This is a genomic window from Burkholderia sp. SIMBA_051, assembly GCF_046534915.1.
GTDB lineage: Bacteria > Pseudomonadota > Gammaproteobacteria > Burkholderiales > Burkholderiaceae > Burkholderia > Burkholderia ambifaria.
In genome coordinates this window covers 1-24771 of sequence record NZ_JAWRXS010000006.1, presented here as the reverse complement: position 1 = coordinate 24771, position 24771 = coordinate 1, and the positions used below count along the sequence as shown (strand labels likewise).

The window sequence follows — 24771 nt, the reverse complement described above, 5'->3', positions numbered from 1 at the left end:
CGCATCAGCGCGGCCTGGCGGACTTCCCGACGCGCATCGATGCGCGCTTCGCCCCGCCCGGCGGGCGCGCCGCGCCGGCCGCGTGCTGCCACGCCAGCAAACCCGGCAGATAGAACAGCAGATCGCGCACGCGCCGCGCACCAGCCAGCGCCAGACAGGTCGGCGCGTCGAAACCGAGCAGTCCGCCGATCAGCACGAACCCGCCCTCCTGCACGCCCAGCCCGCCCGGCATCATGAACGCGATGCTGCTCAGCAACTGGATCAGCGCCTCGATCGCGAGCGCCTGCGCGAACGTCGGATCGGCGCCGAGGAAGCGCAGCGCGACCCAGATTTCCAGCGCATGCCCCGCGAACTGCAGCGTCTGCCAGATCGTGAGATAGCGCACGACGATGCCGGTCCTGCGCCAGATCATCCGGATGGACTGATCGGTGCGCGCCGATTCGCCGACCAGCGCCACCACCTTCCCGCTCGTGATGCGGTTGAGCGCGCGCATCGCCCGCTCGAACGGCCGCGCATGCTGCACCAGTGCGAACAGCAGCAGCACCGGCACCATCGCCGCCATCCCGATGGCGAGCTGCGCGGCCACCCGCGCGGCATCGGACGAGCCACGGTCGAGCACGTAGCCGATCGCGACCAGCGCGAACACCAGCTGGCTGATCAGCGTCAACTGCATGTCGGCGACGAGGCTCGCCACGATGGTCGCCGGCCGCACGCCCGCCTGCCGCAGCAAGCTGAACGACACGAGTTCGCCGCCGATCCGCGCGACCGGCAACAGCCCGTTGATCGATTCGCGAATCCAGACGAGCTTCAGCATCGCCCAGAAGGACGGCCGGCGCCGGCCGCGGATCAGCATCCGCCAATCCCATGCATTCGCGAGCATCGGCAGCACGTGAACCAGCGCGGCGAGCAGCAACCCGGCGCCGGCGGCCTGCAGCCGGTGCAGGACCGTCAATGGATGCTCGCGCCAGATCAGCCATACGGCGATGGCCAGCCCGGCGAGTGCGGCGATGCGTCCCGCATGCCGGAGCCGCCCGTCGCGATAGGTAGACAGCCGGCCCGCGCCTTCATCGTCGGATTGCGTGTCGTGCGTCATGGTTTCCCCGCCGGCGACAGCAAACCCTCGCGGTCGACGCGAAAGCGCGTGCCGCGCCAGATGACATGCGACGAGAAGAAGCTCGACACGAAGATCAGGAACTGCACCAGATCGACGAACGGCAACCAGCGCGCGCCGCGCAGGCTCGCGCCGATCGCGCGCGCCGTTCTCACCATCAGCAGCGCCCGTGCGGCAAGCGCGGCCACCGTCAGCGCGCAGGCGGCCGCCGTGCCGCCGGACAGCAGCAGCGCCAGCAGTGCGAGCGGCACCGGATGCATCAGCACCGAACCGGCATGACCGCCCCGGTCCGCCGCCCGGATCGTGCAACTCCAGCGCAATTCGTGCGCGTACAGGTTGGCGAACGTGTCGTCGACACACGCATGCCCGACGACAAACGGCGGAACCACGACCCGCGCCCCGATCTGCCGCACCGCTTCGCCCAGCGCGTGATCCTCGGCGAGGTGATGCGCGAAACGCGCGAGGCCGCCGATGCGTTCGAGCGTCGCGCGCGTGATCGCGATCGTCTGGCCGAAGCACGGACGCGCGCGACCGATGAAGAGCCCGGTGATCACACCCGGCAGGAAATGGTAGTTCGTCATCGCGACCGCAACGCCGGGCCAGAAACCCGGCGATGCGACGCCGCGATACACGCTCGTCACGATGCCGACCTCCGGCTGCTGTAGCGCGCCGACGACGGCGCGCAAATAATCGCGCTCGACCACCACGTCGCTGTCGGCAAGGCACAGCACCGAATGCTCCGCGTGTTCGAGCATGTTCGCGAGATTGGCGACCTTGCGGTTGGGGCCGTACAGCCGTGCATCGGCGACGACCGTGATGTTGGCATCCGGATAGCGCGCACGCAGCGCCTCGACGGCTTTAAGCGCGGCGTCGCCTGCGTCATGCACGCCGAACAGGTGCTGAACCGGTCCCGGATAATCCTGGACGAAGAAGCTTTCGAGATGCTGACCTAGATGCCATTCGTCGCCGTGCAACGGCTTCGCGACGGTGACACCCGGAAAATCGCGCGGCATCGCCGCCGCGCGGGAAAAGAACCGGCCGACCAGCACGCTGGCCGCGATCGTATAGGCAATGCCCAGCAGCACGCCCAACCCGCAAACGAACGACATCGCCCGGGCCAGCGCGTGCACCACCTGCAGCCACTCCATGCCTCTCTCCCGAGGTTTTCCGTGCGACTGCAATGCCGGTATTGGCCCCGCGCGCACGGTTTCATCCATGCACGCAGCCGGATCGATTGCGATCGAGCCGGATGTGAAGGATGACCAACAGACGGTACGCGCAATCAGATGACATGACTATCGCGCGTCGAATACGGCGCTGGCAACCTTACGATCCGACAGGATCGCAGTCGCGACGACGCCCCATTCATCAAATGTCATCGTGGTGAAAAATGCCTTGGGTACAACCTGGGGGCCCGCGCGGCGATCGGCAAAGGGGCGCGCCATCGCTCGATCGACCGGACACACTCGATGTGCGGCCGCACACTTAAAGTTTCGTTAAGCATTCGGCCGTAGAATCCGCCGGAAGATACAGTCCCCCTTGCCAGGAGCCTTCATGCCCACGCCCGCCCGATATGACGCAGTCGCCCGTGTTCTTCACTGGCTCATCGTCGTGCTTCTGGTCGCGCAGTACGCGATCGGCTGGACGATGCCCGACGTGCATCGCGACACACACCCGGTCGGGCTGATCGCCGCGCACCTGATCGTGGGCACCGCGCTGCTCGCCGCGATGGCTTGTCGCGTGCTCTGGCGCGCGACGCATCGTCCACCCGCCGACGAACTGTCGCCCACGATGCGTGCGTTGTCCGGCGCAACGCATATCGCGCTCTATGCGCTGCTGATCGTGGTGCCGTTGCTCGGCTGGATCAACGCGTCATCGCGCGCGTGGGCCGTGACGCTGTTCGGCATCGTGCCGTTGCCAGCACTGTCGGCAGCCGGGTCGGGATTCGGGCACGCGATGGGCGACGTGCACGGGATCCTCGCGTGGGTGCTGTTCGGTGGTGTGTGCCTTCACGTCGCAGCCGCGATCGCGCATCGTTTCGTCCTGCGCGACCAGGTCATGCAGCGGATGATGCCCTGGTGATCTCGTCACTCGCGTCCCTGCTCATTCCGCGATCGACCCGCGCGCCCAGCGGAATCGCGTGACCAGATGATCGCGGCGCCGCGCGAAGCGGCGCGCAATCGACGGCATGGCCGTGCGTGCGGTTCGATCAGGTCGCGTGCCGCGAACGGCATGCGTATTGCCGTCACGCGAACACGACGGCCTGAAGAGACACACGTACATGTCGACACCTAGTTGTCGAGCTGCGCCGGCATGACGGAGGCCGGCGCATCCGCGGCGGCCGCGGCCGCCATCCTCGCGCGATCCTGCTCGACGAGCTTCGCCTGCGCGGCCTGAATGTCCGCGGGATATTCGCCGTCATCGCCCTTCGACGGGTCGTAACCCGCCGCTTCCAGACGAATCAGCTCGTCGCGAACCTGTGCGCGCGTGAGCGGCGCATTCGTTTGCGCGAATGCGGACTGACCGGAAATCGCGCCGATCATCATCAGTAGTGCGATACAAGTTTTCATCATGAACTCCTTCAATGTTTCGTGCGGATCAAGCGTGGTGAATGTCGAACCCGGCGCAGCGGGCCTTCAGGTCAGCTTCCGAAGTACGGCGTGCAGAAGCTCACGGGCCCCACGCACGCGGCCGCGCGCGGACGGGACGGCAGCGTCGCCTGCCTTCCCGCATCGGAAGCCGCCGCCGGATCGCTGCCGATCGCGGTCTCGGCCTGATGCTGCGGCATCTGTTCGGCCTGCTGCTGGAACAGCGGGCTAACCGCGGGATACGACGTGTCGGTCACGAAGCGCAACCCGTTGTTTTCGGCGTCGATCAGTTCCTGCCTGACCTGCGCGCGCGTCAGTTCCCGGGCCGACGCGGGCGTCGCGACACTCGCGACGGAAATCGCCGCCACCGTGGCGGCCACCAGCCAATGCGTGTTCATGCTCCACTCCTTCGAAAGTCAACGAGACGGCGTGCTACATCCCGTATGACGACGGCCGGTGCGCGTTTATTCCCGGAATTCCTGGGCGCCCGTTACGGACGTTCACCGAACTGTCATTCTTTCGTCAGCCGGCGTAACCTGACGTAATGCGGCCCCACCGCGCGTGGGGCAGACTGACGACACCTTGTGGATCGGTCCTGGATCATGTCCGTTGCCTACGACTACGCAGCCGGCCTGCTTCGCACGCTGTACGACCGCCATATCGATAGTGGCGCGGTGCTCGACACGGCCGCGTTCCCCGATGCCGAGCGCTTCATCCGTGCGTGGCCGGCCATCCGCGCGGAAGCGCTCGACGTCGCGCGCGACCTGCCGCGCATTCCGCGCTTTCACGAGATCATGCGCGAGCAGCACGACATCTCGGCCAACGATGCGCGCGACTGGCGGATGTTCATCATGCAGGCTTACGGCCAGCCGTTCCCACGCAACCTGTCGCGCTGCCCGACCGTCGAATCGATCATCGCGGCATCGCCCGACGTGCTGTCCGCGTCGCTGTCGTTTCTCTCGCCGGGCAAGCACATCCCGCCGCACCGCGGGCCGTTCCGCGGCATCCTGCGCGGCTATCTGGTGTTGTCGATGCCGAAGCGCGCGGACGGCACGCCGGCCGCCGTGCTGAAGGTCGACGGCCACGAATACCGGCTCGACGAAGGCCGCTTCCTGCTATGGGACGACACGTTCGTGCATGAGGTGTGGAACGACAGCGACGAAGTCCGGATCGTGCTGCTGCTCGATATCCGCCGGCGCGGCATGCCGCGCTTGCTGACGTGGCTGTCGAATGCGGTGATCGGCATCGTGCGGATCGGGATCCGCATACGCGGGCGGTCGATTCCGGTCTAGCAAGACGCCCGGCGCACGCGCGTTGCGATCAATCGTCGCGCGCAAGACGCGTCATGACCTCCGTGAGCGCCTGAATCGCGGGTTGCGCCGCGCGTTGCACCGGGTACACGAGGTAGTAGCCCAAACCGTTGCGCACCACCTCGGAAAACGGCGCGACCAGCGTGCCGGCTGCCAGCCGATCCGCCGCCATGCGCGGATCGCCGATCGCGACGCCGTGCGCCTGGGCCGCGGCTGTCAGCGTCAGTTCGAGCGTATCGAATACGAGCCCCGTGCGCGGGTCGATCTGCGTGGCGCCCACGGCGTCGAGCCAGCATCGCCATTCGTCGCGATTGCGCGCGGGATGCAGCAGCGTCACCCGCGCGAGATCGGCTGCCGACTGCAACGACGCGCCCACCTCACGCGTACACATCGGCGTCAGGTATTCGTCGAATAGCGGGACCGCCACCATGCCCGCCCAATTGCCGGTGCCACGCACGACGATCGCATCGAAATCGGCGTCGGTGAAATCCGGCGTGTCGTCCGCCGACGTGTGAATGCGCAATTCGGTCCGCGGCAGCGCGTGATTGAGCGCCGACAGCCGCGGCAGCAGCCAGCGAATCGCGAACGTGGATGGCAGCCGCAACGTCAGCGTCGACGCGGCATGCGCATGGGCGTGAGCGTGTCGCGCCAGTTGCGCGAGGACGTCGACGGCCACCGTCAGCAATGCGCCACCTTCCGTGGTCAACGTCAATCCCGACGGATGACGGACGAACAACGCACATCGGTAGTGCGCTTCCAGTTGCTGCACCTGGCGGCTCACCGCGCCTTGAGTCCGGCACAGATGCTCGGCGGCCCGGTTGAAGCTGCCCAGTTCGGCGGCGGCGACAAACGCCTGGAACGCCGTGAGCGGCGGCAGCGCGCGCGTCAGATCCGCGAGCGGGTATGCGCGGGCGGCATGCCCGGGTTGCGGATTTTTCGTTTGTTCGGTCATCGCGGCATCGCTATCGTGGTTGCACCGGCGCGACGGCTGTCGCGGACGGCTCGTCAACAATCAGCGGAGAAATATCATGGTTTCGTCGTCCGACGCACTTTACACGCGACAGGTCGATACCTACCTGAAGACACTCGAGCGCGGCGACGTCGCCGCGATCTGTGCATTGTTCACGCCGGACGCGCGGATATTCTCGCCGTTTCTCGGCTGGATGGCGCCGCAGCCCTTCTTCGAAAAAGTCGCGGCGGCATCCGGACAAAGCCGGATCACGCCGATCGACATCTGCGTCAGCGCGACGGGCGCACGCCGGGCCACCGGCTATTTCACGTACGACTGGGGACTGAAAGACGGCTCCGCGGTGCAATTCGAGTGCGTCGACGTATTCGAATTCGACGACGACGCGCGCATCGAGCGCATGATCATCGTCTACGACACGCATCCGATTCGAAGCACGGTCGGCGACAAGTACGCGTAACCGGGCAAGCGCGCCGCGACCATTGCGCGGCGCAGCAACGGCACATCGCCGCCGGCCGCACGGCGATGTCGCTGCCGGCCCGATCGATCGCCTAAACTACAGACCGTCCCCCTGCGCGGCTCCTGCCAGCCCCTGCCATGGCCCACCTCTTCTTCGCGGCGTCGATCCAGCGGCATATCGACACGCCCGAGCGCGACGTCGACGCACGCACGCTCGGCGAAGCGCTTGAAACCGTCTTCGGCGAACAGCCGCGGCTGCGCGGCTACATCGTCGACGATCAGGGTGCGCTGAGAAAGCATCTGTCGGTGTTCATCGACGGCCAGCCGGTGCGCGACCGGCAACACCTGTCCGATGCGCTCGGCGACGCGAGCCGCGTCTATGTCGTGCAGGCGTTGTCCGGCGGATAAAGGGACGCATCTCATCGAAGCAAGCGCCCGATCGCGCGCACAGGAGACACCCGACATGAACGATCGACTGCTCGTCGCGACCCGCAAGGGCCTGTTCGTGCTGCACGCCGACGGCAACGGCGGCTGGTCGCTCGGCGAGCCGCACTTCATCGGCGAGCCGGTCAGCATGGCGCTGGCCGATCCGCGCGACGGCACGCTGTATGCGGCGCTCAACCTCGGCCATTTCGGCGTCAAACTGCATCGCCGCCGCGCGGGCGCGGCCGACTGGGAAGAATGCGCGGTTCCGGTATATCCGCCACAGCCCGCCGACGCGCTGCGCGCCAACGTCGGCGCACATGCCGGCGACGCCGACGCGGGCGACGAAGCGCCCGCCCCGCCCCGGCCGCCGTGGACACTTCAGCAGATCTGGTCGCTCGAAGCCGGCGGCGCCGACGAGCCGGGCGTACTGTGGGCCGGCACGATACCGGGCGGGCTGTTCCGCTCCGGCGACGGCGGAGATTCGTGGGAGCTCAACCGCGCATTGTGGGACCGGCCGGAGCGCCCCGAATGGTTCGGCGGCGGCTACGACGCGCCGGGCATTCATTCGGTGATGGTCGATCCGCGCGACAGCCGGCACGTGACGATCGGCATCTCGTGCGGCGGCGTGTGGCAGACCTTCGACGGCGGCGCGACCTGGCGCGTGAGCGCCGACGGCATGGAAGCCGATTACATGCCGCCCGAGCGGCGCGGCGAGCCCAACGTGCAGGACCCGCATCGCGTCGTGCAGTGCGCGGCCAATCCCGATGTGCTGTGGACCCAGCATCATTGCGCGATCTTCCGCTCGACCGACGGCGCCGCGCACTGGCAGCGCATCGAAGCGCAGCCGTCGAGCTTCGGCTTTGCGGTTGCCGTGCATCCGGCCGACCCCGACACCGCGTGGTTCGTGCCGGCCGTGAAAGATGCGTGCCGGATTCCGGTGAACGGCCGGTTCGTCGTCACGCGCACGCGCGACGGCGGCCGCAGTTTCGAGAGCCTGTCGAACGGATTGCCGCCCGCACCGGCCTACGACCTCGTGTATCGGCACGGGCTCGCGGTGGATGACACCGGCACGCGTCTCGCGATAGGGTCGACGACGGGCGGGTTATGGACTTCCGGTGACGGCGGCGAGAACTGGCGGCAGGTTTCCGCGCATTTGCCGCCGGTGTATTGCGTGCGGTTCGGGTAACGACGCGGCTTAAGCGGCCGGGCCGTGGAAGCAGCCCTCTCGCGACCGGCATCGAGACGACACTGCCTCGATGCCGGTGCGGGACGTGGATGCCCTGCCGCTCAATGCACGCCGAGATAAGCCTTCACCGCCGGCAGCCCCGGCTTGCCGTCAAGCGTCGTCACGCCGGCCAGCCACTTCTCGAGCGATTGCGGGTTCGCCTTCAGCCACGCGGCGGCGGCCTTGTTCGGGTCTTCCTTGTTCATGATCGGCACCATCACGTGGTTCTCGATCGCCGTCGTGAACTGCAGGTTCGACACGAACTTCGCGACGTTCGGGCAGCGCTGCGCGTAGTCGGGCGGCGTGGCCGTCAGCACCTTCGCCTCACCGTAGTTCGGGCCGAACACGTCGTCGCCGCCGGTCAGATAATCGATCTTCATCTGCACGTTCATCGGATGCGGTTCCCAGCCGAGAAACACGATCCACTGTTTGTCGCGGGCCGCGCGGTTCACCTCGATCAGCATCCCGGCCTCGCTCGACTCGACCAGCTTGAACTTGCCGAGGCCGAACTGATTGGTGTCGATCATCTTCTTGATGAGCGCATTGCCGTCGTTGCCCGGCTCGATCCCGTAGATCTTGCCGTTGAGCTTGTCCGCGTACTTCTGGATGTCGGCGAACGACTTCAGGCCGCCCTGGTACACGTAGTCAGGCACCGCGAGCGTGTATTTCGCACCGGTCAGGTTCGGCGTGGCGAGCACCTTGATCGTGCCGGCCTTCGTGAACGGCTGGATGATCGGGTCCATCGTCGGCGACCAGTAGCCGAGGAACACGTCGATCTGCTTGCTCTTGATGCCGGCGAACGTGATCGGCACCGACGCGATCGTCTTGGTCGGCGCGTAGCCGAGCCCCTGCAGCATCGTCGACGCGAGGCCGGTGGTGGCCGCGATGTCGGACCAGCCGACGTCCGCGAAGCGCACGTTCTTGCACACGGGCGGGTCGGCCGCATACACCGCCGACATCGGCGCGGCGATCCCGATCCCGCATACCGTTGCGATCAATAGGCGCTTCATCTGTCTTCTCCTCAAAGTGACGTCGTTTTTCATGGTTGCGGGATCGATGGTTGAAGCCGCGCGCCGCGATCCCGGCGGCGTCGCGGACCGAACGGCTCGCGCGGGCCGCGTCAACGGCCCGGCAGCCGCCGTTCGTAACTCGGTGCGTGACCGAACTGCGCGCGATACGCCTTGCTGAAGTGACACGGCGAATGGAATCCGCACGTCGTCGTCACGCGCGCGATCGACGCATCGGTCGTGCGCAGCAGGTCGCGCGCGCGTTTGAGCCGCAGCGTCAGGTAATAGTGGGTCGGCGATACGTTCAGGTACACCTTGAACATGCGCTGCAAGTGCCGCTGCGACAGCCGCACGAGCCGCGCGAGTTCCTCGAGCGACAGCGGCTCCTCGATGTTCGCCTCCATCAGGCGCACGACCTCGATCAGTTCCGCGCGCGAGAAGCCGACGCGCGCATCGACCGGAATCGGCTGTGTGTCGGTCGAGCTGCGGATGCGCTCGAGGATGAACTGTTCGGACACCTGCGCGGCGAGCTGCTGGCCGAAGCGCATGCCGACGAGGTTCAGCATCAGGTCGAGCGGCGCGGTGCCACCGGTACAGGTGAGCCGGTCGCGATCGACGACGAACAGCTCGTCGGCGAACCCCACCTGCGGAAACTCCGCATGCAGCGCGGACAGGTTCTCCCAGTGCACGGTGCAGCGATAGCCGTCGAGCAGCCCGCCGGACATCAATGCATACGCGCCGGTGCAGATGCCGCCCAGCGGCAGCCCGCGTTCGGCGAGCGCCGCGAGCGTGTCGCGCGCGCCGTCGTCGACCACGTCGCGGATGCGAATCCCGCCGCACACGATCATCACGTCGGGCAGGTTCGTGTAGTCGAGCGCCTGGGTCGGCCGCACCGCGATGCCGTTGCTGGCATGCACGGGGGCGCCGTCGAGCGAATAGATCGACCACTGGTAATGGTCGGCGCGCCCGACATAGTTCGCCATCCGAAGCACTTCGACCGCGCTCGAGAACGCGATCATCGAAAAATTCGGCAGCGTAAGAAAGCCGAAATGGGCGAGGGACGAAACCGGTGAAACGCAAGCGGCGGGCACGGCGGCAGCGGCGGACGTCACATCGGGCTCCTGGCGAACGGTTGAGCAGGTTGCAGGACGCCAGTTCCGCGGCGCACGCCGCGGAAAACCGGTGTCGAATCGGAGAAGGCGGCCGGAAGATGTACCGGCCGCCGGTGGCTCAGGCTTGAGCGGGCGCGCCCTTCGCGCGGAACACCTGCTTCAGGCCCGAGAACAGCGGTGCTTTCACGGTGCCCGGCGCGCGGCCGAAGCTTTCGGTGATGCGGTCGAGAATGATCGCGAGCAGCACGACCGACAGACCGCTTTCGAAACCGAGGCCGATGTCGAGGCGCTGGATACTCGCGAGCACGTCGTTGCCGAGGCCGCCCGCGCCGACCATCGACGCGATGATGACCATCGACAGCGCCATCATGATCGTCTGGTTCACGCCCTGCATGATCGACGGCAGCGCGTTCGGGAACTGCACCTTGTACAGCAGCTGCCACGGCGTGCAGCCGAATGCCTGGCCGGCTTCGACGATCTCGCGGTTCACGTGACGGATGCCGAGGCTCGTCAGGCGCACGGCCGGCGGCATCGCGAAGATCACCGTCGACAGGATCCCCGGCACGCGGCCGAGACCGAACAGCATCGCGGCCGGAATCAGGTAGACGAATGCGGGCATCGTCTGCATCAGGTCGAGGATCGGACGCACGATCGCGGCGACCAGCTTGCTCTTCGCGGCCCAGATGCCGAGCGGGATGCCGAGCACGAGGCTGATGATCGTCGACGACAGCGTGAGACCGAGCGTGATGACCGTCTGGTCCCAGAAGCCCGTCGCGAAGATCAGCAGCAGCGACAAGGTGGTGAACAGCGCGAAGCGCCAGCCCACGCGCCACAGTCCGACGCCGATGAAGATCGCCATCATCAGCCACATCGGGATCGCCTGCAGTCCGTGCTCGACGAACGCGGCGAGGCCCTCGATCGCGCGGCCGATCGCATCGAACGTTGCCGCGTCATGGTCGAGCAGGTAGTGAACGGACCGGTCGACCCAGGTACCGAGCGGAATCATTTCAGACATGGGAACCTCGCGAACGCGTGATGGCTTTCAGGATGAGTGCGCGGTCGACCGAACCGCAGTAGCAGCCGTCGTCGTCGACGACGGGCAGTGCATTCGGGCTTGCGACCACGCGCGCGACGACATGATCGAGCGTCGCGTCGCGCCGGATGCTTTCGATCGGCCGCACGGACGGCGTGTCCTGACCGAGCGCATCGCGCGTGACGAAGCCGCGGATCTTGCGTGCGGCGTCGAGCACGAACGCGTATTCGGCGCTGCCGTTCAGCGTCGCCGCGACGTTCGCCGCATCGAACTTCGACATGGTCGGCACGGCGCCCGTCTGCATCAGGTCGCCGGCGGTGAGGTAGCGGCTGGTGTCGATGCCGTCGAAGAACGCGCGCACGTAATCGTCGGCCGGGTTCGCGATGATGTCCTGCGGCGTGCCGACCTGCACGAGCCGGCCGCCTTCCATGATCGCGATGCGGTTGCCGATGCGCAGCGCCTCTTCCAGATCGTGCGACACGAACATGATCGTGCGGCGCTGTTCCTTCTGCAGTTGCAGCAGCACGTCCTGCATTTCGCGGCGCTTGAGCGGATCGAGCGCGGAGAACGCCTCGTCCATGATCATCAGCGACGGGTTCACGGCGAGCGCGCGGGCCAGGCCGACGCGCTGCTGCATCCCGCCCGACAGCTCGGACGGCAGCTTGTGCGCGAACGGTGCGAGACCGACCTGCTCGAGCACGTCCATGGCCCGGCGTTCGCGCTCCTTCTTGCCGACGCCGCCGACCTCGAGGCCGAACGCGGCGTTCGACACCACGGTGCGATGCGGCATCAGCGCGAACGACTGGAACACCATGCTCATGTCCTTGCGGCGCAGCGCGGTCAGCTCCGAGCGGCGTGCCGACGCAACGTCGAGCCCGTCGATCAGCACCTTTCCGGCGCTGGGATCGACCAGCCGATTCACGAGGCGGATCAACGTGGATTTGCCGGAGCCGGACAGGCCCATCAGCACGAATATTTCGCCTTCCTGCACGTCGAACGATACGTTGTGCACGCCGACGACCTGACCGGTACGCTTGAGCACATCGTCTTTCGTTGCACCGGCGGCGAGCATGTCGAGCGCCTGCTGCGGGTTACTTCCAAATACCTTGCACAGACCTTCGACCACGACCTTGGGGGCATCCATTGAAACCTTCTCCTCGTGTAGCGGGGACTAACGCGTCGCATAGCGTGCCTACATAGTTGCCAGAAAAAACCCCGACCTGCCGACGAATTACGACAAACGCTTGCGCAAATACGACACGGCCTCCAGCCCCGCCCGGCGGGCCGCAGCGCGCGGCGGCACCCGTTTGCGGCAACGCAATACGCGCACAGCCAGCACTGGCGGGCATCGGGTGTCGGACTTGTGCGCAGCAGCGCGGTGTGCATCGCATGGCGTTTTGCGCCAATTCGCGTCGAGGGGCGCGTCGTTTTACGACAATTTCACGTCCGTTCCGGGGCCGCTCTGCTCAGACGAAAGAAAACACTGCTTTCACCGGAAAAAGCATGACCGTGCAAAAGGCCGCGCGGCGACACCGAACGGCGCACGCCGTGATACCGCGCCAACCCTGAAAATCCGCGACGAGCGCTGTGATACATTCCCCGCAAACACGCTGATCGCGACGTTGCCGCGGGCCGTTTACCGATGGTACGCCGATGGCGCGCGCGTGCCGGTTCGCCTGCCGGCCATACCGAAACAGCCTCGATCAGGCCGCGCGATGATCGAAGGACGATAACGAAATGAGAGAGGGAGCAAGGCGATGAATTGGGCCTTTGCCGCAATCGGCTTCATCGCGGGCGGTATCGCCGCATTATTCGGGGATTTCTCGGTCGCCAACGGCTCGCTGCTGGGTGCGGTGGCCGGGTTCTGCATCGGCCACGCGCTGCGGCAACGCACGCGCAACGGCGATGACGCGCCACCCGGCGCGTTCGCGATGTCCACACCGCCCGCAACACCGCAATCCCCACCCGTTCTGCTCGCCGATCGCGTCGCGCGCCTCGAAGCGACGGTCGAGACGCTGACGCGCGAGCTCGATGTGCTGCGCGGCCAGCTCGCCGGCGCGAAAGCCGGTGCTGCCGCGACCGGCAGCGCCACGCAGGCCCCGTCGGCCACGCCGGCCACCGTCCCGCCGCCGGCCACGCTTCCGCCACGACCCTCCGTGCGGCCCGCCATCGCGAGCGCCGGCACGCCAGCGTCGACGTCCATGCCGACTCCCGCACCGATTCCCGCACCGGCAGTCGCCGCGCGGGCGAGCGACGCGACGGCCGCCGCCGGTGCACCGACGAATGCACCCGCAGCCGCAGCCCGCCCGATCCCGCCCGCTCCGCCCGCGCCCCGCGAACCCGGCATCGCCGACCGCGCATTCCGCGCCGCGCGCGACTGGCTGCTCGGCGGCAACACGGTCGTGCGGGTCGGGATCATCGTGCTGTTCTTCGGCGTCGCGTTCCTGCTCAAGTACGCGGCCGACAACAGCATGCTGCCGATCGAATTCCGTCTCGCCGGCACGGCGCTCGCCGCGGCCGCGCTGCTCGCGATCGGCTGGCGCGTGCGTGCACGCCGCGCCGCGTATGGCCTCGTGCTCCAGGGCGGCGGCATCGGCATCCTGTACCTGACGATCTTCGCCGCGACCAAGCTCTACGCGCTGCTGCCGGTCGGCGCCGCGTTCCCGCTGATGGTCGCGGTGTGCGCGCTGAGCGCGTTCCTCGCGGTGAAGCAGAACGCGTTGCCGCTCGCGTTCATGGGCAGCGCGGGCGGCTTTCTCGCGCCGGTGCTGCTGTCGACCGGCCAGGGCAACCATGTCGCGCTGTTCAGTTACTACGCATTACTGAATGCGGGCATCTTCGCGATCGCGTGGTTCAAGGCCTGGCGTCCGCTGAACCTGCTCGGCTTCGTGTTCACGTTCACGATCGGCTCGGCGTGGGGCGTGACAGCCTACCGCCCCGCGCTGTTCGCGAGCACCGAGCCGTTCCTGATCCTGTTCTTCCTGATGTATGTCGGCATCGCGCTGCTGTATGCGGTGAAACGCGAACTGGCGTTGCGGCACTACGTGGACGGCACGCTCGTGTTCGGCACGCCGATCGTCGCGACCGCGCTGCAGGCGGCGCTCGTGAAGGACATCCCGTTCGGGCTCGCGTGGAGCGCCGTCGCGCTGTCGGCGTTCTACGTCGCGCTGGCCGCGTGGCTCACGCGGCGCCGCGAGCGCCTCGCGCTGCTGTTCGAATCCACGCTCGCGCTCGCGGTGATCTTCGCGACGCTCGCGGTGCCGCTCGCGTTCTCGGGCCCGACGACCAGCGCCGCATGGGCGATCGAAGGCGCGGCCGTCGTCTGGCTCGGCGTGCGCGAGAAACGCCTGCTGCGGTTCGGCTTCGGGCTGCTGATGCAGGTGGCCGCGGCCGGCGCATTCTTCACGAGCCTGCTCGGGCCGGCCGACACCACCGCACTGCCCGTGCTCAACGGCCCGACCATCGCGATGCTGCTGATCGCGCTCGCCGGCCTGTTCACCGGCTGGTGGCTGCACGGACGCGACGAAGCGCGCGCGTGGCACGCGTGGATGCCGGAGGTCGGCGCCGCGGCTGCCGCGTGGGGGCTGCTGTGGTGGGTCGGCGGCGGGCTGCATGAGATCCTCGTCTACGCGAGCCGTCACGTCGATCTGCATGCGGACCGCTTCGTCGTCGACGCGACCGCGCTGTTCGCGGCCGGCACCGCGTGGCTGGCACACGTCGCGCGCCGCAAACTCGCGTGGCCGATCGCCGAATGGCCGGCGCTCGCGCTGACGCCGGTGCTCGCGCTGCTCGCGTGGCGCGCGTTCGATTCGCACGAAGCGCCGCTGTCGGGCATGGGCGCGTTTGCGTGGCCGATCGCCGTCGTCGCGTGCTATGCGCTGCTGCTGCGACAGTCGCGCGGCACGACGGCCGCGGGCGCAGCAGCGGAGACGGACAGGTCGGCCGTGGCAGCCATCCCCGCCCCCGTGCTCGCACCGCTGCACACGCTGATGTTCTGGACGTTGTGCGGGCTGTTCTCGCTCGAAGGCTTCTGGCGCCTGCGCGCGTTCGTGCCCGAAGGCGCGTGGAGCTGGAGCGCGTGGGCCTATGGCTTCGGCGCGCTGCTCCTGCTGGTGTCGGGCCCTGGCTCGCGGCTGCGCTGGCCGGTTGCCGCGTTCCCGCGTGCGTACCAGGTATGGGGTGCCGCACCGCTCGCCGCGTTGCTGGGATTGTGGAGCATCGCCAGCGTGACGAGCGACGGCGACGCGTCGCCGCTCTTCTGGCTGCCGCTGCTCAATCCGCTCGACGTCGCGCAACTGCTGATCTTCGTCGCGTTAGCCACCTGGCTGCGCCGCCTGAAGACGCTCGGCATCACCTGGCATCCGCTTGCGGCCGACCTCGCGGCGCTCGCGACCGTGTTCCTGTGGTTCAACGCGCTGCTGCTGCGCACGCTGCATCACCGTTTCCACCTGGCTTACGACATCGATACCGTGCTGTCGTCGTTCGGCATCCAGCAGGTGTTCATGGTCGGCTGGAGCCTGTTCGCGTTCGCCGGCATGTGGCTCACGCGCCGTGACGGCATCGCGCGCGTATGCGCGCTCGCGTCGCTGCCGCTGATCGTCGTGATGTGGGTCTGGACCTTCTATGCGAACTTCACGCAGGACGGCGGAAGCTGGGCGCGCATCCCGCTGCTCAATCCGCTCGATCTCGTGCTCGTCGTGGTCTATGCGCTCGCCGCATCGTGGTTCGTGCGCGCGCGCAAGCTCGGCTGGTCGTTCGACAACTATCGCGTCGAACTGCTGAGCGGGGCGGGCGCGACCGCATTCCTGTGGCTGAACGCGATCCTGCTGCGCACCTTGCATCACTGGGCCGGCGTGCCGTACGAATTCGGCGCAATGGCCGAATCGACGCTCGTGCAGGCTTCGGTGTCCGTGTACTGGACGCTCTGCGCGCTCGCGATCACGATCTGGGCCACGCGCCGCGGACTGCGTCCGCTGTGGTTCGTCGGCGCCGCGCTGCTCGCGCTCACGGTGATCAAGCTGTTCCTGTTCGACCTGTCGCACGTGACCGGCATCGAGCGCATCGTGTCGTTCATCGGCATCGGCGTGCTGCTGCTGTTGATCGGCTATTTCTCGCCGCTGCCGCCGAAGGCCGCGCTCCAACCGGACGACGCACGATGAAGCGACTCGCAGCCCTGCTCGGCCTGAGCCTGCTGACATCGTTCGCGGCGGCCGACGCCACGCCGGGCGCCGAACGCGTCGCCCGACGCTTCTCGCTCGATCTCGACGGCAGCGCCGCGTATTACCAGCTCACCGTGCCGCAAGCCGTGTACGCGGCAAGCCGGCGCGACGATCTCGGCGACGTGCGCATCTTCAACGGCGCCGGCGAGCCCGTGCCGTATTCGCTCGATGCGCCCGCGGCGGCGGCCGTGCCGCCGTCGCGCACGTCGGTGCACTGGTTCCCGCTGCCGCCTTCCCGCACCGACGACGGCCGCGCGCCGCTCGGCGTGTCGGTCGCGCCGGACGGCTCGCTGCGCGCGGCCGTTACCGCACCGGCTCGCGTGAAGCACGCGGCGGATCTCGTCGACCTGTCGCATGCCGACGGCGAAGTCGACGCGGTGCTCGTGCACGTGAGCGACGACAGCTATCAGGGGCGCGTCGCCGTCGAAGCGAGCGACGACCTGCGCAGTTGGCGCTCGCTCGGCAGCACGCAACTGCTGAAGGTCGGCCGCGGTGACGACGTGCTGGTGCAGGAACGCATCGCGCTGGAAGGCACGGGGTCGCGCTACCTGCGGCTCGACTGGCTCGACGGTGCGCCCGCGATCGGGTCGATCGAGATCGAAACACAACCGCACGATGCGCGCACGGCGGACGCCGCGGTCGTGCCGCGCCAATGGCGCGATGCCGTGCACGTGCGTGCCGGCGGCGCGCCCGGCGAGTATCTGTTCGACACCGACGGCACGTATCCGGTCGACCGCGTGCGCATCGACCTGCCGCAGCCGAATACGGTTGCGCGCGCAACCTTGCAGAGTCGCGCGGACGCGCAGGCGCCGTGGCGCGACGTCGCCGGCGCCGTGCTGTTCCGGCTGCAGGGCAAAGGCGCCGAACAGCGCAACCCGCCGCTGGCGTTCGCGCCGAATCCGGATCGCGCGTGGCGGATCGTCGTCGACATGCGCAACGGCGGCCTCGGCGGCGGTCAACCGGCCGTCGCGGTCGGCTGGCACCCCGCCGCGCTGACCTTCGTCGCGCGCGGCACGCCGCCGTTCACGCTCGGCGTCGGCAATGCGTCGCTGCCGTCGTCGGCCGTGAGCCGCGATGCGCTGCTGGTCGGCATGGCGCCGGAAGTGCGGCCCGCGCGCGTCGGCGCGGCGTTGCCGGCCCCGGCGATCGAGCCTGAGTCGGCCGCCAATACGGATGCGACGCGCCGTTACGTGCTGTGGGGCGCGCTGATCGTCGCGGTCGGTGTGCTCGGTACGATCGCATGGCGCCTCGCGAAAGGCGGCCGCGACGAGTAAGCTCGACACGCATTCGTGTCCTTCTTGATGCGCCGTTTACCGCACGTGCCTGCTTTTATCGACGATCGCAATGCGCGATCGCGTACGCTCGTCGCACGAATTCGCCGCGCGGGTCGTTCTCGGTACTGGCATGCGCGCCACGCAATCGGGCACGCCGTTACCGGGCCACGAAGCGACCATGCTGGCGCGGCCGCCACGGCGACGAGCGGCAGCTCGCGGCGCCCGCCGCACGCCGTGCCGCCCATCCGGTGACACGGCGCACGTGCGGGTCGCGCCGGGCCAGCGCGGCCACGCGCGACGGCAACGCATACGCGAGACGCCGCACGGCCGCCGCGCGCGCAGCCAGCCGCGACGCCGGCGACACGCGGCGCGCGAAGCGCACGACGGGCCGCTTGCAGAGGATCGCGCTGTCGTAGCGCTTGCCGGCGAAGCGCATCGTGTCGACGACCTCGAAACCCTGCGCGCCGTAGAACGCCAGCAGGTGCGAAGCGGGATGCGGCGTATCGAGCGCGAGCAGCGTATAGCCGCGCAACGCGGCCCACTGCTCGGCGAACGACAGCAGCAACGCGCCGATCCCGCGGCTCTGGCAGTCGGGATCCACGGCCACCTGCCGCACGCTCGCGACGCCTTCGCACCGGTACAGCGAACAAGCCGACGACGGATCGGTCGCATACAGCGTGGCCGTACCGACCACACGTCCGCCGCACACGGCGACGTAGCACTCGCCCGCTTGCGCGCGGCGGCGCGTGACGTCTTCGTCCTGGTCGACGCACGTGCAGTTCAGCCCCATCGCGCCGAGCCGCGCGAATGCGCGATGCAGCATCGGCGTGAGTTGCGCATAGCTGTCTACTGCCGGATCGAAACGCCGGACGATCACCCGATCGGCGCACACGGAAGGCAGCGCGGCAGCGGACCGTTCGGCGATCGCGTTCCAGGGTATCGGCATTGCAATACTCCGTGGTTGGGATGCCCGAAGTCTATGAGCGCGCCGGCCGCCGTCACAAGAAAAAATGTCGTAAAAGTTTGGGGAAACGCGCGCGGGCGAGACGGTTGCGACGGTGCGTGCGGCGGCTTTCGCGTGCGTCGTCGAGAACGCATGAAGGAACGCCGATCGTTGTTCGCGCAAGCAATGTCGCGCGCGTCGTTGACACGTGCGACGACTCCATCCAGACTCGCTGCTCCCCTACCGTACCGAGCGCGCTCATGGTCACCTGCTTCCTTCGCTACGTCATCGATCCGTACAAGCTCGAGCAGTTCGAAACCTACGGCAAGATGTGGATTCCGCTCGTCGAGCAATTCGGCGGCACGCATCACGGCTACTTCCTGCCATCCGAAGGCGCCAACAACATCGCGCTCGCGATGTTCTCGTTCCCGAGCCTCGCCGAGTACGAGCGCTACCGCGAACGCTCGATGGACGATCCGGCCTGCCAGGCCGCGTTCCGCTACGCGGATGAAACGCGCTGCATCGTCAGCTACGAGCGCAGCTTCTTCCGGCCGGTGTTCGAGTAACCGCCGCGCATCGCGCCCCCTTTCCGGCGGCGGACGAAAAAAAGCCCCGCCAGCATCCGCGCGGCGGGGCCAACCCATGTCAGTAGAGACATCATGGAGGAGACGAGCCCATCTTATCGAGGGCCGCACGCCTGCCCAACCAAGCATTTCTGCTATCCATCTGCGTCGCCGCGCGCACGCTCGCCCCGGGTGCACGGCATATCGATAGAACGAAAAGTCGTTTTCAGAGTGGCGGCGGGGTCGTTACCATCTGGTTTTAAGCCTGTGCTTAGCCGGGCAAGCCATCCCAAGGAGCGCCCCTTGACTGCATTCGATCAACACCGCCGCCCGTTCGTGGTCGGCATCGGCGGCACCACCCGCGCCGCGTCGTCGACCGAGCGCGCGCTGTCGTTCGCGCTGCGCGGCGCGCAAGCCGCCGGCGCACGCACGCGCCTGTTCGACGGCCCGTTCCTGCATACGCTGCCGCACTACGCCCCCGAACACAAGACGCTGACCGACGCGCAGCGAGAGCTGATCGACACCGTGCGCGAAGCCGATGCGATCGTCATCGCGACGCCCGGCTATCACGGCGGCGTGTCCGGCCTCGTCAAGAACGCGCTCGACACGCTCGAGGAACTGCGCGCCGACGAGCGCCCGTATCTCGACGGCCGCGCGGTCGGCCTGATCGTCACCGCCTACGGCTGGCAGGCCGCCGGCACCGTGCTGACGTCGCTGCGTTCGATCGTCCACGCGCTGCGCGGCTGGCCGACGCCGTTCGGCGCCACCGTGAACACGCTCGAAACGCGTTTCGACAGCGCCGACAGTTGTTCGGATCCGAAGGTCGTCGCGCAGCTCGAGACCGTCGGCGCGCAAGCAGCGGAATTCGCGCTCGCGTTCGCGTCGCATCGCGCGGCCTCGCATGCCGCATCGGTCGACGTGCTCGCCCCGGTGCTGAAGATCGCCAACCACTGACCGCAGTCTTCCCGCCGCCCGCGCCCGGCCGACGACGTTCGCCGCGCGCGGGCGATGCGCGTCCGAAGCGCCGGCCGCACCGCGCCGACGCCTCTGCTCCGTACCGGCTCCCCGCCCCGATAATGATTCGGCCCGCCACGTGATTTGCATTGGCCGAAAGATTGGTTCACGCGGGCGGCGCGTTTTCGTACGCTGAAAGCCCGAATCCTCCCTGCGTACGCCATGAACCGCACGATCCGCTACAAGGGTTACGAAGTCGCCCCCGCCGCCGCCCGGCTGCCGAACGGGCTGTTCGCCGCGAACCTGACGATCGAGAAGGCAAGCGGCGGCCCGTCGCCGCGCGCCGTGTCGTTCGACGCGATCGATTTCTTCTTCGAAGAGGAACACGCGCTCGCGTATGCGTCCCGCTGGGGACGCCTCTGGGTCGACACGCAGGCCTGAGCGCAGCGCCCGCAGCGAGGGTTCGCACGAAAATACGCGATGACGGAAGCTATGCAAGAATCTTTCGTCTTGTAATCGCATAACAACAGCCATGTCCGACACGCTGCAGGACGAGCATGTAGCGGCAGATTACGCCATGCGCAACTGGACCTTCGAGCGTCAGGGTCCGGTCAGGATCGGTTCCGATGCGCACCGGCAGATGTTCTGCCACATGCTGCTCGATACACACAACCCGTACAAACCGGCCGTCATCGACTGGCCCCCGCTCAAGCCCGACGAACGGAAGCGGCTCACGTCGCTGCCGATTTGGGACATCGCCGTCCAAACCGAAGGCCGCGCGTCGATCCGCGTGGCAACGTATGCGGCGACGATCGACGATCCGCTGCTGCGCCGCGCACTCGAGATGGACGGCGGCGAGGAAGCCCGCCACAAGGTCGTGCTGTCGAAGCTCGTCGAGGCATACGGCATCCGGCTTGCGCCGGAGCCGCCCTACCCGGCGCCCAAGGATCCCGAGTGGTCGTGGATGATGACGGGCTTCAGCGAATGCATCGACAGCTTCTTCGCGTTCGGCCTGTTCCGCTCCGCGCAGCGCTCCGGCTATTTCCCGCCCGAACTCGTTGATACCTTCGAGCCCGTGATTCAGGAGGAAGGCCGCCACATCCTGTTCTTCGTGAACTGGTACGCGTGGTACTGGCGCAATTTGCCGTGGTGGCGCCGGCCGTGGTTCTTCGCGCGCGTCGCGGCCGTGTGGGTGCACCTGGTCCGCGACCGCATCGGCATCGCCCGCGGAATCGACGCCGACGGCGTCGCGCGCGATGCGAACTTCCCGGCGACGAGCACCGCCGACATCGGCGAAACGCTGAACCCGCGCGAGCTGATCGAGCTGTGCCTGACCGAGAACGACCGGCGGATGGCCGGGTACGACAAGCGACTGCTGCGCCCGATGTTCGTCCCGCGCATGGCGCGCCTCGCGCTGCGGTTTCTGCGGAAGTAACGCTGCGGCGCACGGCGGCGGGTTGCTGGCGGCGCGGATTGGCGCGCGCGGCGGCCTGTCGGCGCCTTCTCCTGGACGGTGTGCCGCGGCGGCCGGACGGGGCGGTGCAATCCGACTCGCCGGGGCGCGGTTGCCGGCCGCGCGCCTACCGCCCGCCTACGAAAACGAACACACTGGGGCCCGGATTCGTTGCGCAACGCGCGACGTGACGTTGGCTTCCTCCCTCCAACTGACCGCGCGGATCGGCCGCATTCGCACGTCACCTCTCCTCCCGCGGAACGCCTTCCCCGGAAACAGGATCAAGTCGTTGTGGCGACGATCCGACATTTCCCGCTCGCTGAATCTGGTCCTGCAAGGGGGCGCGGTTCCAAGCTCGCCCAGACAGGCGATCTGACACCCGTCCAATCGTCCCCTCAATAGAACAAATTCGAAACGACGTTTCAATTACCGGGCGCGATGGGTCCGTAGCACTTTTTTACAACTTTATGACACCGACCGCCGTGGAATGCCCGTCCCACGGGCGCGCGCAGCCGGGGCGATGCGCAGATCAGCATATGCGCAGGCTCCTGTTTTTTATGTTTTCCCGAATTTAAAGAGACTGGCTTAATACAATTGAAAATCACAACAAAACCTTGAATTAATAAATTAACAAGCCACACAGATGCACGCGAGTTAGCATCCATCACAACATTACAAAACAGAAAGAATTACCTCAATCGCAAACGTTTGCGGTTTCATCCTTGTTACACATTGAGTCTGACGAAGTGTTTCCCGGCCCACAAATCAAGTCTATCTCGTTGATTTTTATAGGATATTTCATCCGTACCGGATTCAGCAACAGTCATACACGAAGCATTCCACTCACTTTCAAATACATTACTTTCGAATGCATCAAAACACGATCCATTAACCATCTTTTAACTTTTCAAACGCCCAATTTTTCACTGTTTGTCAATCTCCAAATATCACCTCAAATAAACTCCGCCCATCAATTTTGAGATCTCGCGCGATCGCACGGCATATTCATCTAACGAAAGAGACCGGTGTGTGGCGTGATTATTTGGAGGTAGCAGGGAATGAACCGCACATACCGCTCGATCTGGAACGAAGCCCTTGGCGCCTGGGTCGCGGCATCCGAACACGATTCGGCACGGGGTAAGCCGAACAAGTCGGCCGTTGTGGTCGCCGCCGTCGCGGCACTGACGATCGGGCTGCCCGGCTTCGCCGAGGCCAATACGCTCAACACACAGCAGACCTGCTTTACGGGCAGCAACAGCGCGGTCGGCCGCGTGAACCCGGGCGGCACGCAAAACCAGGCCGGCGACGGCTCCGGCACGTATTCGGTCGTGGCCGGGTGTAACTCCAACGGCAACGGCTGGACCGGCGTCACGGTTTATGGCTCGTTCGCACAGGCGACCGGCAACGGCGCGGTCGCCACCGGCATGCAGTCGTCGGCGGGGCTGTGGGGTGTCGCGGCCGGACTCGAAACCACCGCCAGCGGCGCCGGTGCCACCGCCCTCGGCTTCGGCTCGACGGCGAGCGCGCTGAACTCGGTCGCGATCGGCGGCGCGGGCGGCAACGGTACGACGCCGCTCTCGCAGGCAAACTCGACGCTCGCGTCGGGCGCGGGCTCGATCGCAATCGGCAGCAACGCAACGAAGGGCGCGCAGTCAGCCGCCGCGGACGGCATCGCGATCGGCGGACAGTCGTCCGTCGCATCGACCGCCACGTCGGGTATCGCCATCGGCCGCGGCGCGACCGTCAACGGGGTGTATGGCATCGCACAAGGTGACGGCGTCATCTCGGGCGCGACGGGCCAGAACGTGGCGATCGGTTCGTCCGGCACCACCGCGAACAGCGCCACGGCTACCGGCGGCGCGGTCGCGATCGGCAGAGGCCAGGTTGCAAGCGGCGACGGCGCCGTTGCGATCGGCGATCCGAACAGCGCGACCGGCACGGGCGCACTGGCGATCGGCGCGAACAACACGTCGAGCGGTTCGGGCGCCCTCGCGCTCGGCAATGGCAACTCGGCGAGCGGCACGGGCGCCGTCGCGCTCGGCAACAGCAGCACGGCGACCAACAGCTCGGTTGCCATCGGCAACGCCGCGACCGCGAACGTCGCGAATTCGGTCGCCCTCGGCGGCGGTTCGGTGACGACCAGCGCCGCGTCGGCGACGACGGGCGGCACGACGACCGTCAGCAACACAACGATCGGTGGCCAGACGTTCGGCAATTACGCGGGCGCGGGCTCGGCAGGCGGCGTCGTCAGCGTCGGTCAGCCGAATGGGGAACGCCGGATCCAGAACGTCGCGGCGGGCCTCGTCAGCGCGACGAGCACCGACGCGATCAACGGCAGCCAGCTCTTCGCCGTGGCAAGCACCACGACGTCGAGCATTACGAGCTTGTCGACTTCCGCGTCGACTGGGCTGTCGTCGGCTAATAGCTCGATCTCGTCGCTGTCGACTTCCACTTCGACCGGGATCAACTCGTTGTCTACAGGTCTGAGTTCGACCAATAGTTCGGTTACGTCGCTTTCGTCGTCCACGTCCACCGGCCTCTCGTCGGCTAGCAGCTCGATCGGTTCGCTGTCGACCGGCCTGAGCTCGACCAACAGCTCGGTCACGTCGCTCTCGTCGTCCACGTCGACCGGGCTGTCGTCGGCTAACAGCTCGATCACGTCGCTCTCCACGTCGACCTCGACCGGCCTGAGCTCGACCAACAGCTCAGTTACGTCGCTCTCGTCGTCCACGTCCACCGGCCTCTCGTCGGCTAATAGCTCGATCGGCTCGCTCTCGACGTCGACCTCGACCGGCATCAACTCGCTGTCGACCGGCCTCAGCTCGACCAATAGCTCGGTTACGTCGCTTTCGTCGTCAACGTCGACCGGACTCTCGTCGGCTAACAGCTCGATCGGCTCGCTCTCCACGTCGACCTCGACGGGCATCAACTCGCTGTCGACCGGCCTCAGCTCCACCAATAGCTCGGTTACGTCGCTTTCGTCGTCCACGTCCACCGGACTCTCGTCGGCTAATAGCTCGATTGGCTCGCTCTCCACGTCGACCTCGACCGGCATCAACTCGCTGTCGACCGGCCTCAGCTCCACCAATAGCTCGGTTACGTCGCTTTCGTCGTCCACGTCCACCGG

The 24771-nt window shown here is 67.1% G+C and carries 22 protein-coding genes and 1 pseudogene; 13 read left to right on the top strand and 10 right to left on the bottom strand.

The window, feature by feature from the left end:
* Window positions 1-4 precede the first annotated feature (4 nt).
* Window positions 5-1093: a lysylphosphatidylglycerol synthase domain-containing protein gene (locus SB771_RS15710; protein WP_175658763.1), complete on the bottom strand. Its 1089-nt coding sequence runs from the start codon at window positions 1091-1093 to the stop codon at window positions 5-7.
* Window positions 1090-2259 (bottom strand): bacteriohopanetetrol glucosamine biosynthesis glycosyltransferase HpnI, encoded by a 1170-nt coding sequence (gene hpnI / locus SB771_RS15705; RefSeq protein ID WP_175658762.1) that lies wholly within the window; start codon window positions 2257-2259, stop codon window positions 1090-1092. Before hpnI ends, SB771_RS15710 begins: the two co-directional genes overlap by 4 nt.
* Before the next feature lie 406 nt (window positions 2260-2665).
* Between hpnI and SB771_RS15700 the strand changes: the two genes are divergently transcribed.
* Window positions 2666-3193 (top strand): cytochrome b, encoded by a 528-nt coding sequence (locus tag SB771_RS15700; RefSeq protein WP_175658761.1) that lies wholly within the window; start codon window positions 2666-2668, stop codon window positions 3191-3193.
* Between the two features lie 209 nt (window positions 3194-3402).
* Here the strand turns inward: SB771_RS15700 and SB771_RS15695 are convergent, their stop codons facing one another.
* Together SB771_RS15695 and SB771_RS15690 are read right to left on the bottom strand one after the other, a co-directional pair.
* The gene (locus SB771_RS15695; RefSeq protein WP_175658760.1) at window positions 3403-3681 is read right to left on the bottom strand and encodes a DUF4148 domain-containing protein; all 279 of its coding nucleotides are present in this window, start codon (window positions 3679-3681) and stop codon (window positions 3403-3405) included.
* 71 nt (window positions 3682-3752) lie between these two features.
* A complete protein-coding gene (locus SB771_RS15690; RefSeq protein WP_175658759.1) occupies window positions 3753-4097 on the bottom strand; it encodes a DUF4148 domain-containing protein in 345 nt (114 codons plus the stop codon).
* 204 nt (window positions 4098-4301) lie between these two features.
* Between SB771_RS15690 and SB771_RS15685 the strand changes: the two genes are divergently transcribed.
* Window positions 4302-4991, top strand: a complete 690-nt coding sequence (locus SB771_RS15685) for an aspartyl/asparaginyl beta-hydroxylase domain-containing protein (protein WP_175658758.1) — start codon at window positions 4302-4304, stop codon at window positions 4989-4991.
* A 28-nt stretch (window positions 4992-5019) separates the two neighbouring features.
* Here SB771_RS15685 and SB771_RS15680 read toward each other — a convergent pair whose 3' ends face one another.
* Window positions 5020-5961, bottom strand: a complete 942-nt coding sequence (locus tag SB771_RS15680) for a LysR substrate-binding domain-containing protein (RefSeq protein ID WP_175658757.1) — start codon at window positions 5959-5961, stop codon at window positions 5020-5022.
* A gap of 76 nt (window positions 5962-6037) precedes the next feature.
* On the opposite strand from SB771_RS15680, the gene SB771_RS15675 reads away from it, so the two are divergent.
* From SB771_RS15675 to SB771_RS15665, 3 genes are all read left to right on the top strand, one after another.
* Window positions 6038-6436, top strand: coding sequence for a nuclear transport factor 2 family protein (locus SB771_RS15675; RefSeq protein ID WP_011659528.1), 399 nt, complete (start codon window positions 6038-6040; stop codon window positions 6434-6436).
* Between the two features lie 137 nt (window positions 6437-6573).
* Complete coding sequence (locus tag SB771_RS15670; RefSeq protein WP_011659529.1) at window positions 6574-6843, top strand: MoaD/ThiS family protein; 270 nt, start codon at window positions 6574-6576, stop codon at window positions 6841-6843.
* 55 nt (window positions 6844-6898) lie between these two features.
* Entirely contained in the window at window positions 6899-8047 is a 1149-nt protein-coding gene (locus tag SB771_RS15665; RefSeq protein ID WP_175658756.1) for a WD40/YVTN/BNR-like repeat-containing protein, read from the top strand.
* A 101-nt stretch (window positions 8048-8148) separates the two neighbouring features.
* On the opposite strand, the gene SB771_RS15660 is transcribed toward SB771_RS15665, so the two are convergent.
* From SB771_RS15660 to SB771_RS15645, 4 genes and pseudogenes are all read right to left on the bottom strand, one after another.
* Window positions 8149-9096 carry a choline ABC transporter substrate-binding protein gene (locus SB771_RS15660; protein WP_006757406.1) on the bottom strand — a complete coding sequence of 316 codons (948 nt, stop codon included), beginning with the start codon at window positions 9094-9096 and terminating at the stop codon, window positions 8149-8151.
* Window positions 9097-9206: 110 nt separating this feature from the next.
* Complete coding sequence (locus SB771_RS15655) at window positions 9207-10205, bottom strand: GlxA family transcriptional regulator (RefSeq protein WP_006749908.1); 999 nt, start codon at window positions 10203-10205, stop codon at window positions 9207-9209.
* 118 nt (window positions 10206-10323) lie between these two features.
* Window positions 10324-11220, bottom strand: coding sequence for a choline ABC transporter permease subunit (choW, locus tag SB771_RS15650; RefSeq protein WP_006749909.1), 897 nt, complete (start codon window positions 11218-11220; stop codon window positions 10324-10326).
* Window positions 11213-12504, bottom strand: a pseudogene (locus tag SB771_RS15645) (quaternary amine ABC transporter ATP-binding protein); the annotation flags it as partial. The gene choW and the pseudogene SB771_RS15645, both read right to left, overlap by 8 nt.
* Here SB771_RS15645 and SB771_RS15640 point away from each other — a divergent pair.
* Genes SB771_RS15640 through SB771_RS15630 form a run of 3 tightly spaced genes read left to right on the top strand, consistent with a single transcriptional unit; the run spans window position 12483 to window position 17731 of the window.
* Window positions 12483-12971 carry a hypothetical protein gene (locus tag SB771_RS15640; RefSeq protein WP_175658755.1) on the top strand — a complete coding sequence of 163 codons (489 nt, stop codon included), beginning with the start codon at window positions 12483-12485 and terminating at the stop codon, window positions 12969-12971. The pseudogene SB771_RS15645 and the gene SB771_RS15640 sit on opposite strands and share 22 nt — an antisense overlap.
* Before the next feature lie 24 nt (window positions 12972-12995).
* Window positions 12996-16397 carry a DUF2339 domain-containing protein gene (locus SB771_RS15635; RefSeq protein WP_175658754.1) on the top strand — a complete coding sequence of 1134 codons (3402 nt, stop codon included), beginning with the start codon at window positions 12996-12998 and terminating at the stop codon, window positions 16395-16397.
* The gene (locus SB771_RS15630; protein ID WP_175658753.1) at window positions 16394-17731 is read left to right on the top strand and encodes a DUF3999 domain-containing protein; all 1338 of its coding nucleotides are present in this window, start codon (window positions 16394-16396) and stop codon (window positions 17729-17731) included. Before SB771_RS15635 ends, SB771_RS15630 begins: the two co-directional genes overlap by 4 nt.
* 157 nt (window positions 17732-17888) lie before the next feature.
* On the opposite strand, the gene SB771_RS15625 is transcribed toward SB771_RS15630, so the two are convergent.
* Window positions 17889-18677, bottom strand: a complete 789-nt coding sequence (locus tag SB771_RS15625) for a GNAT family N-acetyltransferase (RefSeq protein WP_175658752.1) — start codon at window positions 18675-18677, stop codon at window positions 17889-17891.
* Window positions 18678-18934: 257 nt separating this feature from the next.
* On the opposite strand from SB771_RS15625, the gene SB771_RS15620 reads away from it, so the two are divergent.
* The 5 genes from SB771_RS15620 to SB771_RS15600 all read left to right on the top strand — a co-directional run.
* The gene (locus SB771_RS15620) at window positions 18935-19240 is read left to right on the top strand and encodes an NIPSNAP family protein (protein ID WP_165753762.1); all 306 of its coding nucleotides are present in this window, start codon (window positions 18935-18937) and stop codon (window positions 19238-19240) included.
* Window positions 19241-19540: 300 nt separating this feature from the next.
* The gene (locus SB771_RS15615; RefSeq protein ID WP_041491524.1) at window positions 19541-20191 is read left to right on the top strand and encodes an NADPH-dependent FMN reductase; all 651 of its coding nucleotides are present in this window, start codon (window positions 19541-19543) and stop codon (window positions 20189-20191) included.
* 222 nt (window positions 20192-20413) lie between these two features.
* Entirely contained in the window at window positions 20414-20632 is a 219-nt protein-coding gene (locus SB771_RS15610; RefSeq protein WP_006749916.1) for a hypothetical protein, read from the top strand.
* 91 nt (window positions 20633-20723) lie between these two features.
* Window positions 20724-21626 (top strand): ferritin-like domain-containing protein, encoded by a 903-nt coding sequence (locus tag SB771_RS15605; protein WP_175658751.1) that lies wholly within the window; start codon window positions 20724-20726, stop codon window positions 21624-21626.
* 1076 nt (window positions 21627-22702) lie between these two features.
* Window positions 22703-24771, top strand: a 2069-nt coding sequence (locus SB771_RS15600; protein ID WP_410721807.1) for an ESPR-type extended signal peptide-containing protein, incomplete at its 3' end; no start/stop codon positions are given.

What these genes read in the sequence shown, in the direction of transcription:
- SB771_RS15695 (WP_175658760.1), bottom strand. Translation starts at nt 3,681, where the DNA reads ATGAAAACTTGTATCGCACTACTGATGATGATCGGCGCGATTTCCGGT.
- SB771_RS15660 (WP_006757406.1), bottom strand. Translation starts at nt 9,096, where the DNA reads ATGAAGCGCCTATTGATCGCAACGGTATGCGGGATCGGGATCGCCGCG.
- choW (WP_006749909.1), bottom strand. Translation starts at nt 11,220, where the DNA reads ATGTCTGAAATGATTCCGCTCGGTACCTGGGTCGACCGGTCCGTTCAC.
- SB771_RS15610 (WP_006749916.1), top strand. Translation starts at nt 20,414, where the DNA reads ATGAACCGCACGATCCGCTACAAGGGTTACGAAGTCGCCCCCGCCGCC.
- SB771_RS15670 (WP_011659529.1), top strand. Translation starts at nt 6,574, where the DNA reads ATGGCCCACCTCTTCTTCGCGGCGTCGATCCAGCGGCATATCGACACG.
- SB771_RS15635 (WP_175658754.1), top strand. Translation starts at nt 12,996, where the DNA reads ATGAATTGGGCCTTTGCCGCAATCGGCTTCATCGCGGGCGGTATCGCC.
- SB771_RS15625 (WP_175658752.1), bottom strand. Translation starts at nt 18,677, where the DNA reads ATGCCGATACCCTGGAACGCGATCGCCGAACGGTCCGCTGCCGCGCTG.
- SB771_RS15690 (WP_175658759.1), bottom strand. Translation starts at nt 4,097, where the DNA reads ATGAACACGCATTGGCTGGTGGCCGCCACGGTGGCGGCGATTTCCGTC.
- SB771_RS15700 (WP_175658761.1), top strand. Translation starts at nt 2,666, where the DNA reads ATGCCCACGCCCGCCCGATATGACGCAGTCGCCCGTGTTCTTCACTGG.
- SB771_RS15605 (WP_175658751.1), top strand. Translation starts at nt 20,724, where the DNA reads ATGTCCGACACGCTGCAGGACGAGCATGTAGCGGCAGATTACGCCATG.
- SB771_RS15710 (WP_175658763.1), bottom strand. Translation starts at nt 1,093, where the DNA reads ATGACGCACGACACGCAATCCGACGATGAAGGCGCGGGCCGGCTGTCT.
- SB771_RS15630 (WP_175658753.1), top strand. Translation starts at nt 16,394, where the DNA reads ATGAAGCGACTCGCAGCCCTGCTCGGCCTGAGCCTGCTGACATCGTTC.
- SB771_RS15680 (WP_175658757.1), bottom strand. Translation starts at nt 5,961, where the DNA reads ATGACCGAACAAACGAAAAATCCGCAACCCGGGCATGCCGCCCGCGCA.
- SB771_RS15620 (WP_165753762.1), top strand. Translation starts at nt 18,935, where the DNA reads ATGGTCACCTGCTTCCTTCGCTACGTCATCGATCCGTACAAGCTCGAG.
- SB771_RS15685 (WP_175658758.1), top strand. Translation starts at nt 4,302, where the DNA reads ATGTCCGTTGCCTACGACTACGCAGCCGGCCTGCTTCGCACGCTGTAC.
- SB771_RS15665 (WP_175658756.1), top strand. Translation starts at nt 6,899, where the DNA reads ATGAACGATCGACTGCTCGTCGCGACCCGCAAGGGCCTGTTCGTGCTG.
- hpnI (WP_175658762.1), bottom strand. Translation starts at nt 2,259, where the DNA reads ATGGAGTGGCTGCAGGTGGTGCACGCGCTGGCCCGGGCGATGTCGTTC.
- SB771_RS15675 (WP_011659528.1), top strand. Translation starts at nt 6,038, where the DNA reads ATGGTTTCGTCGTCCGACGCACTTTACACGCGACAGGTCGATACCTAC.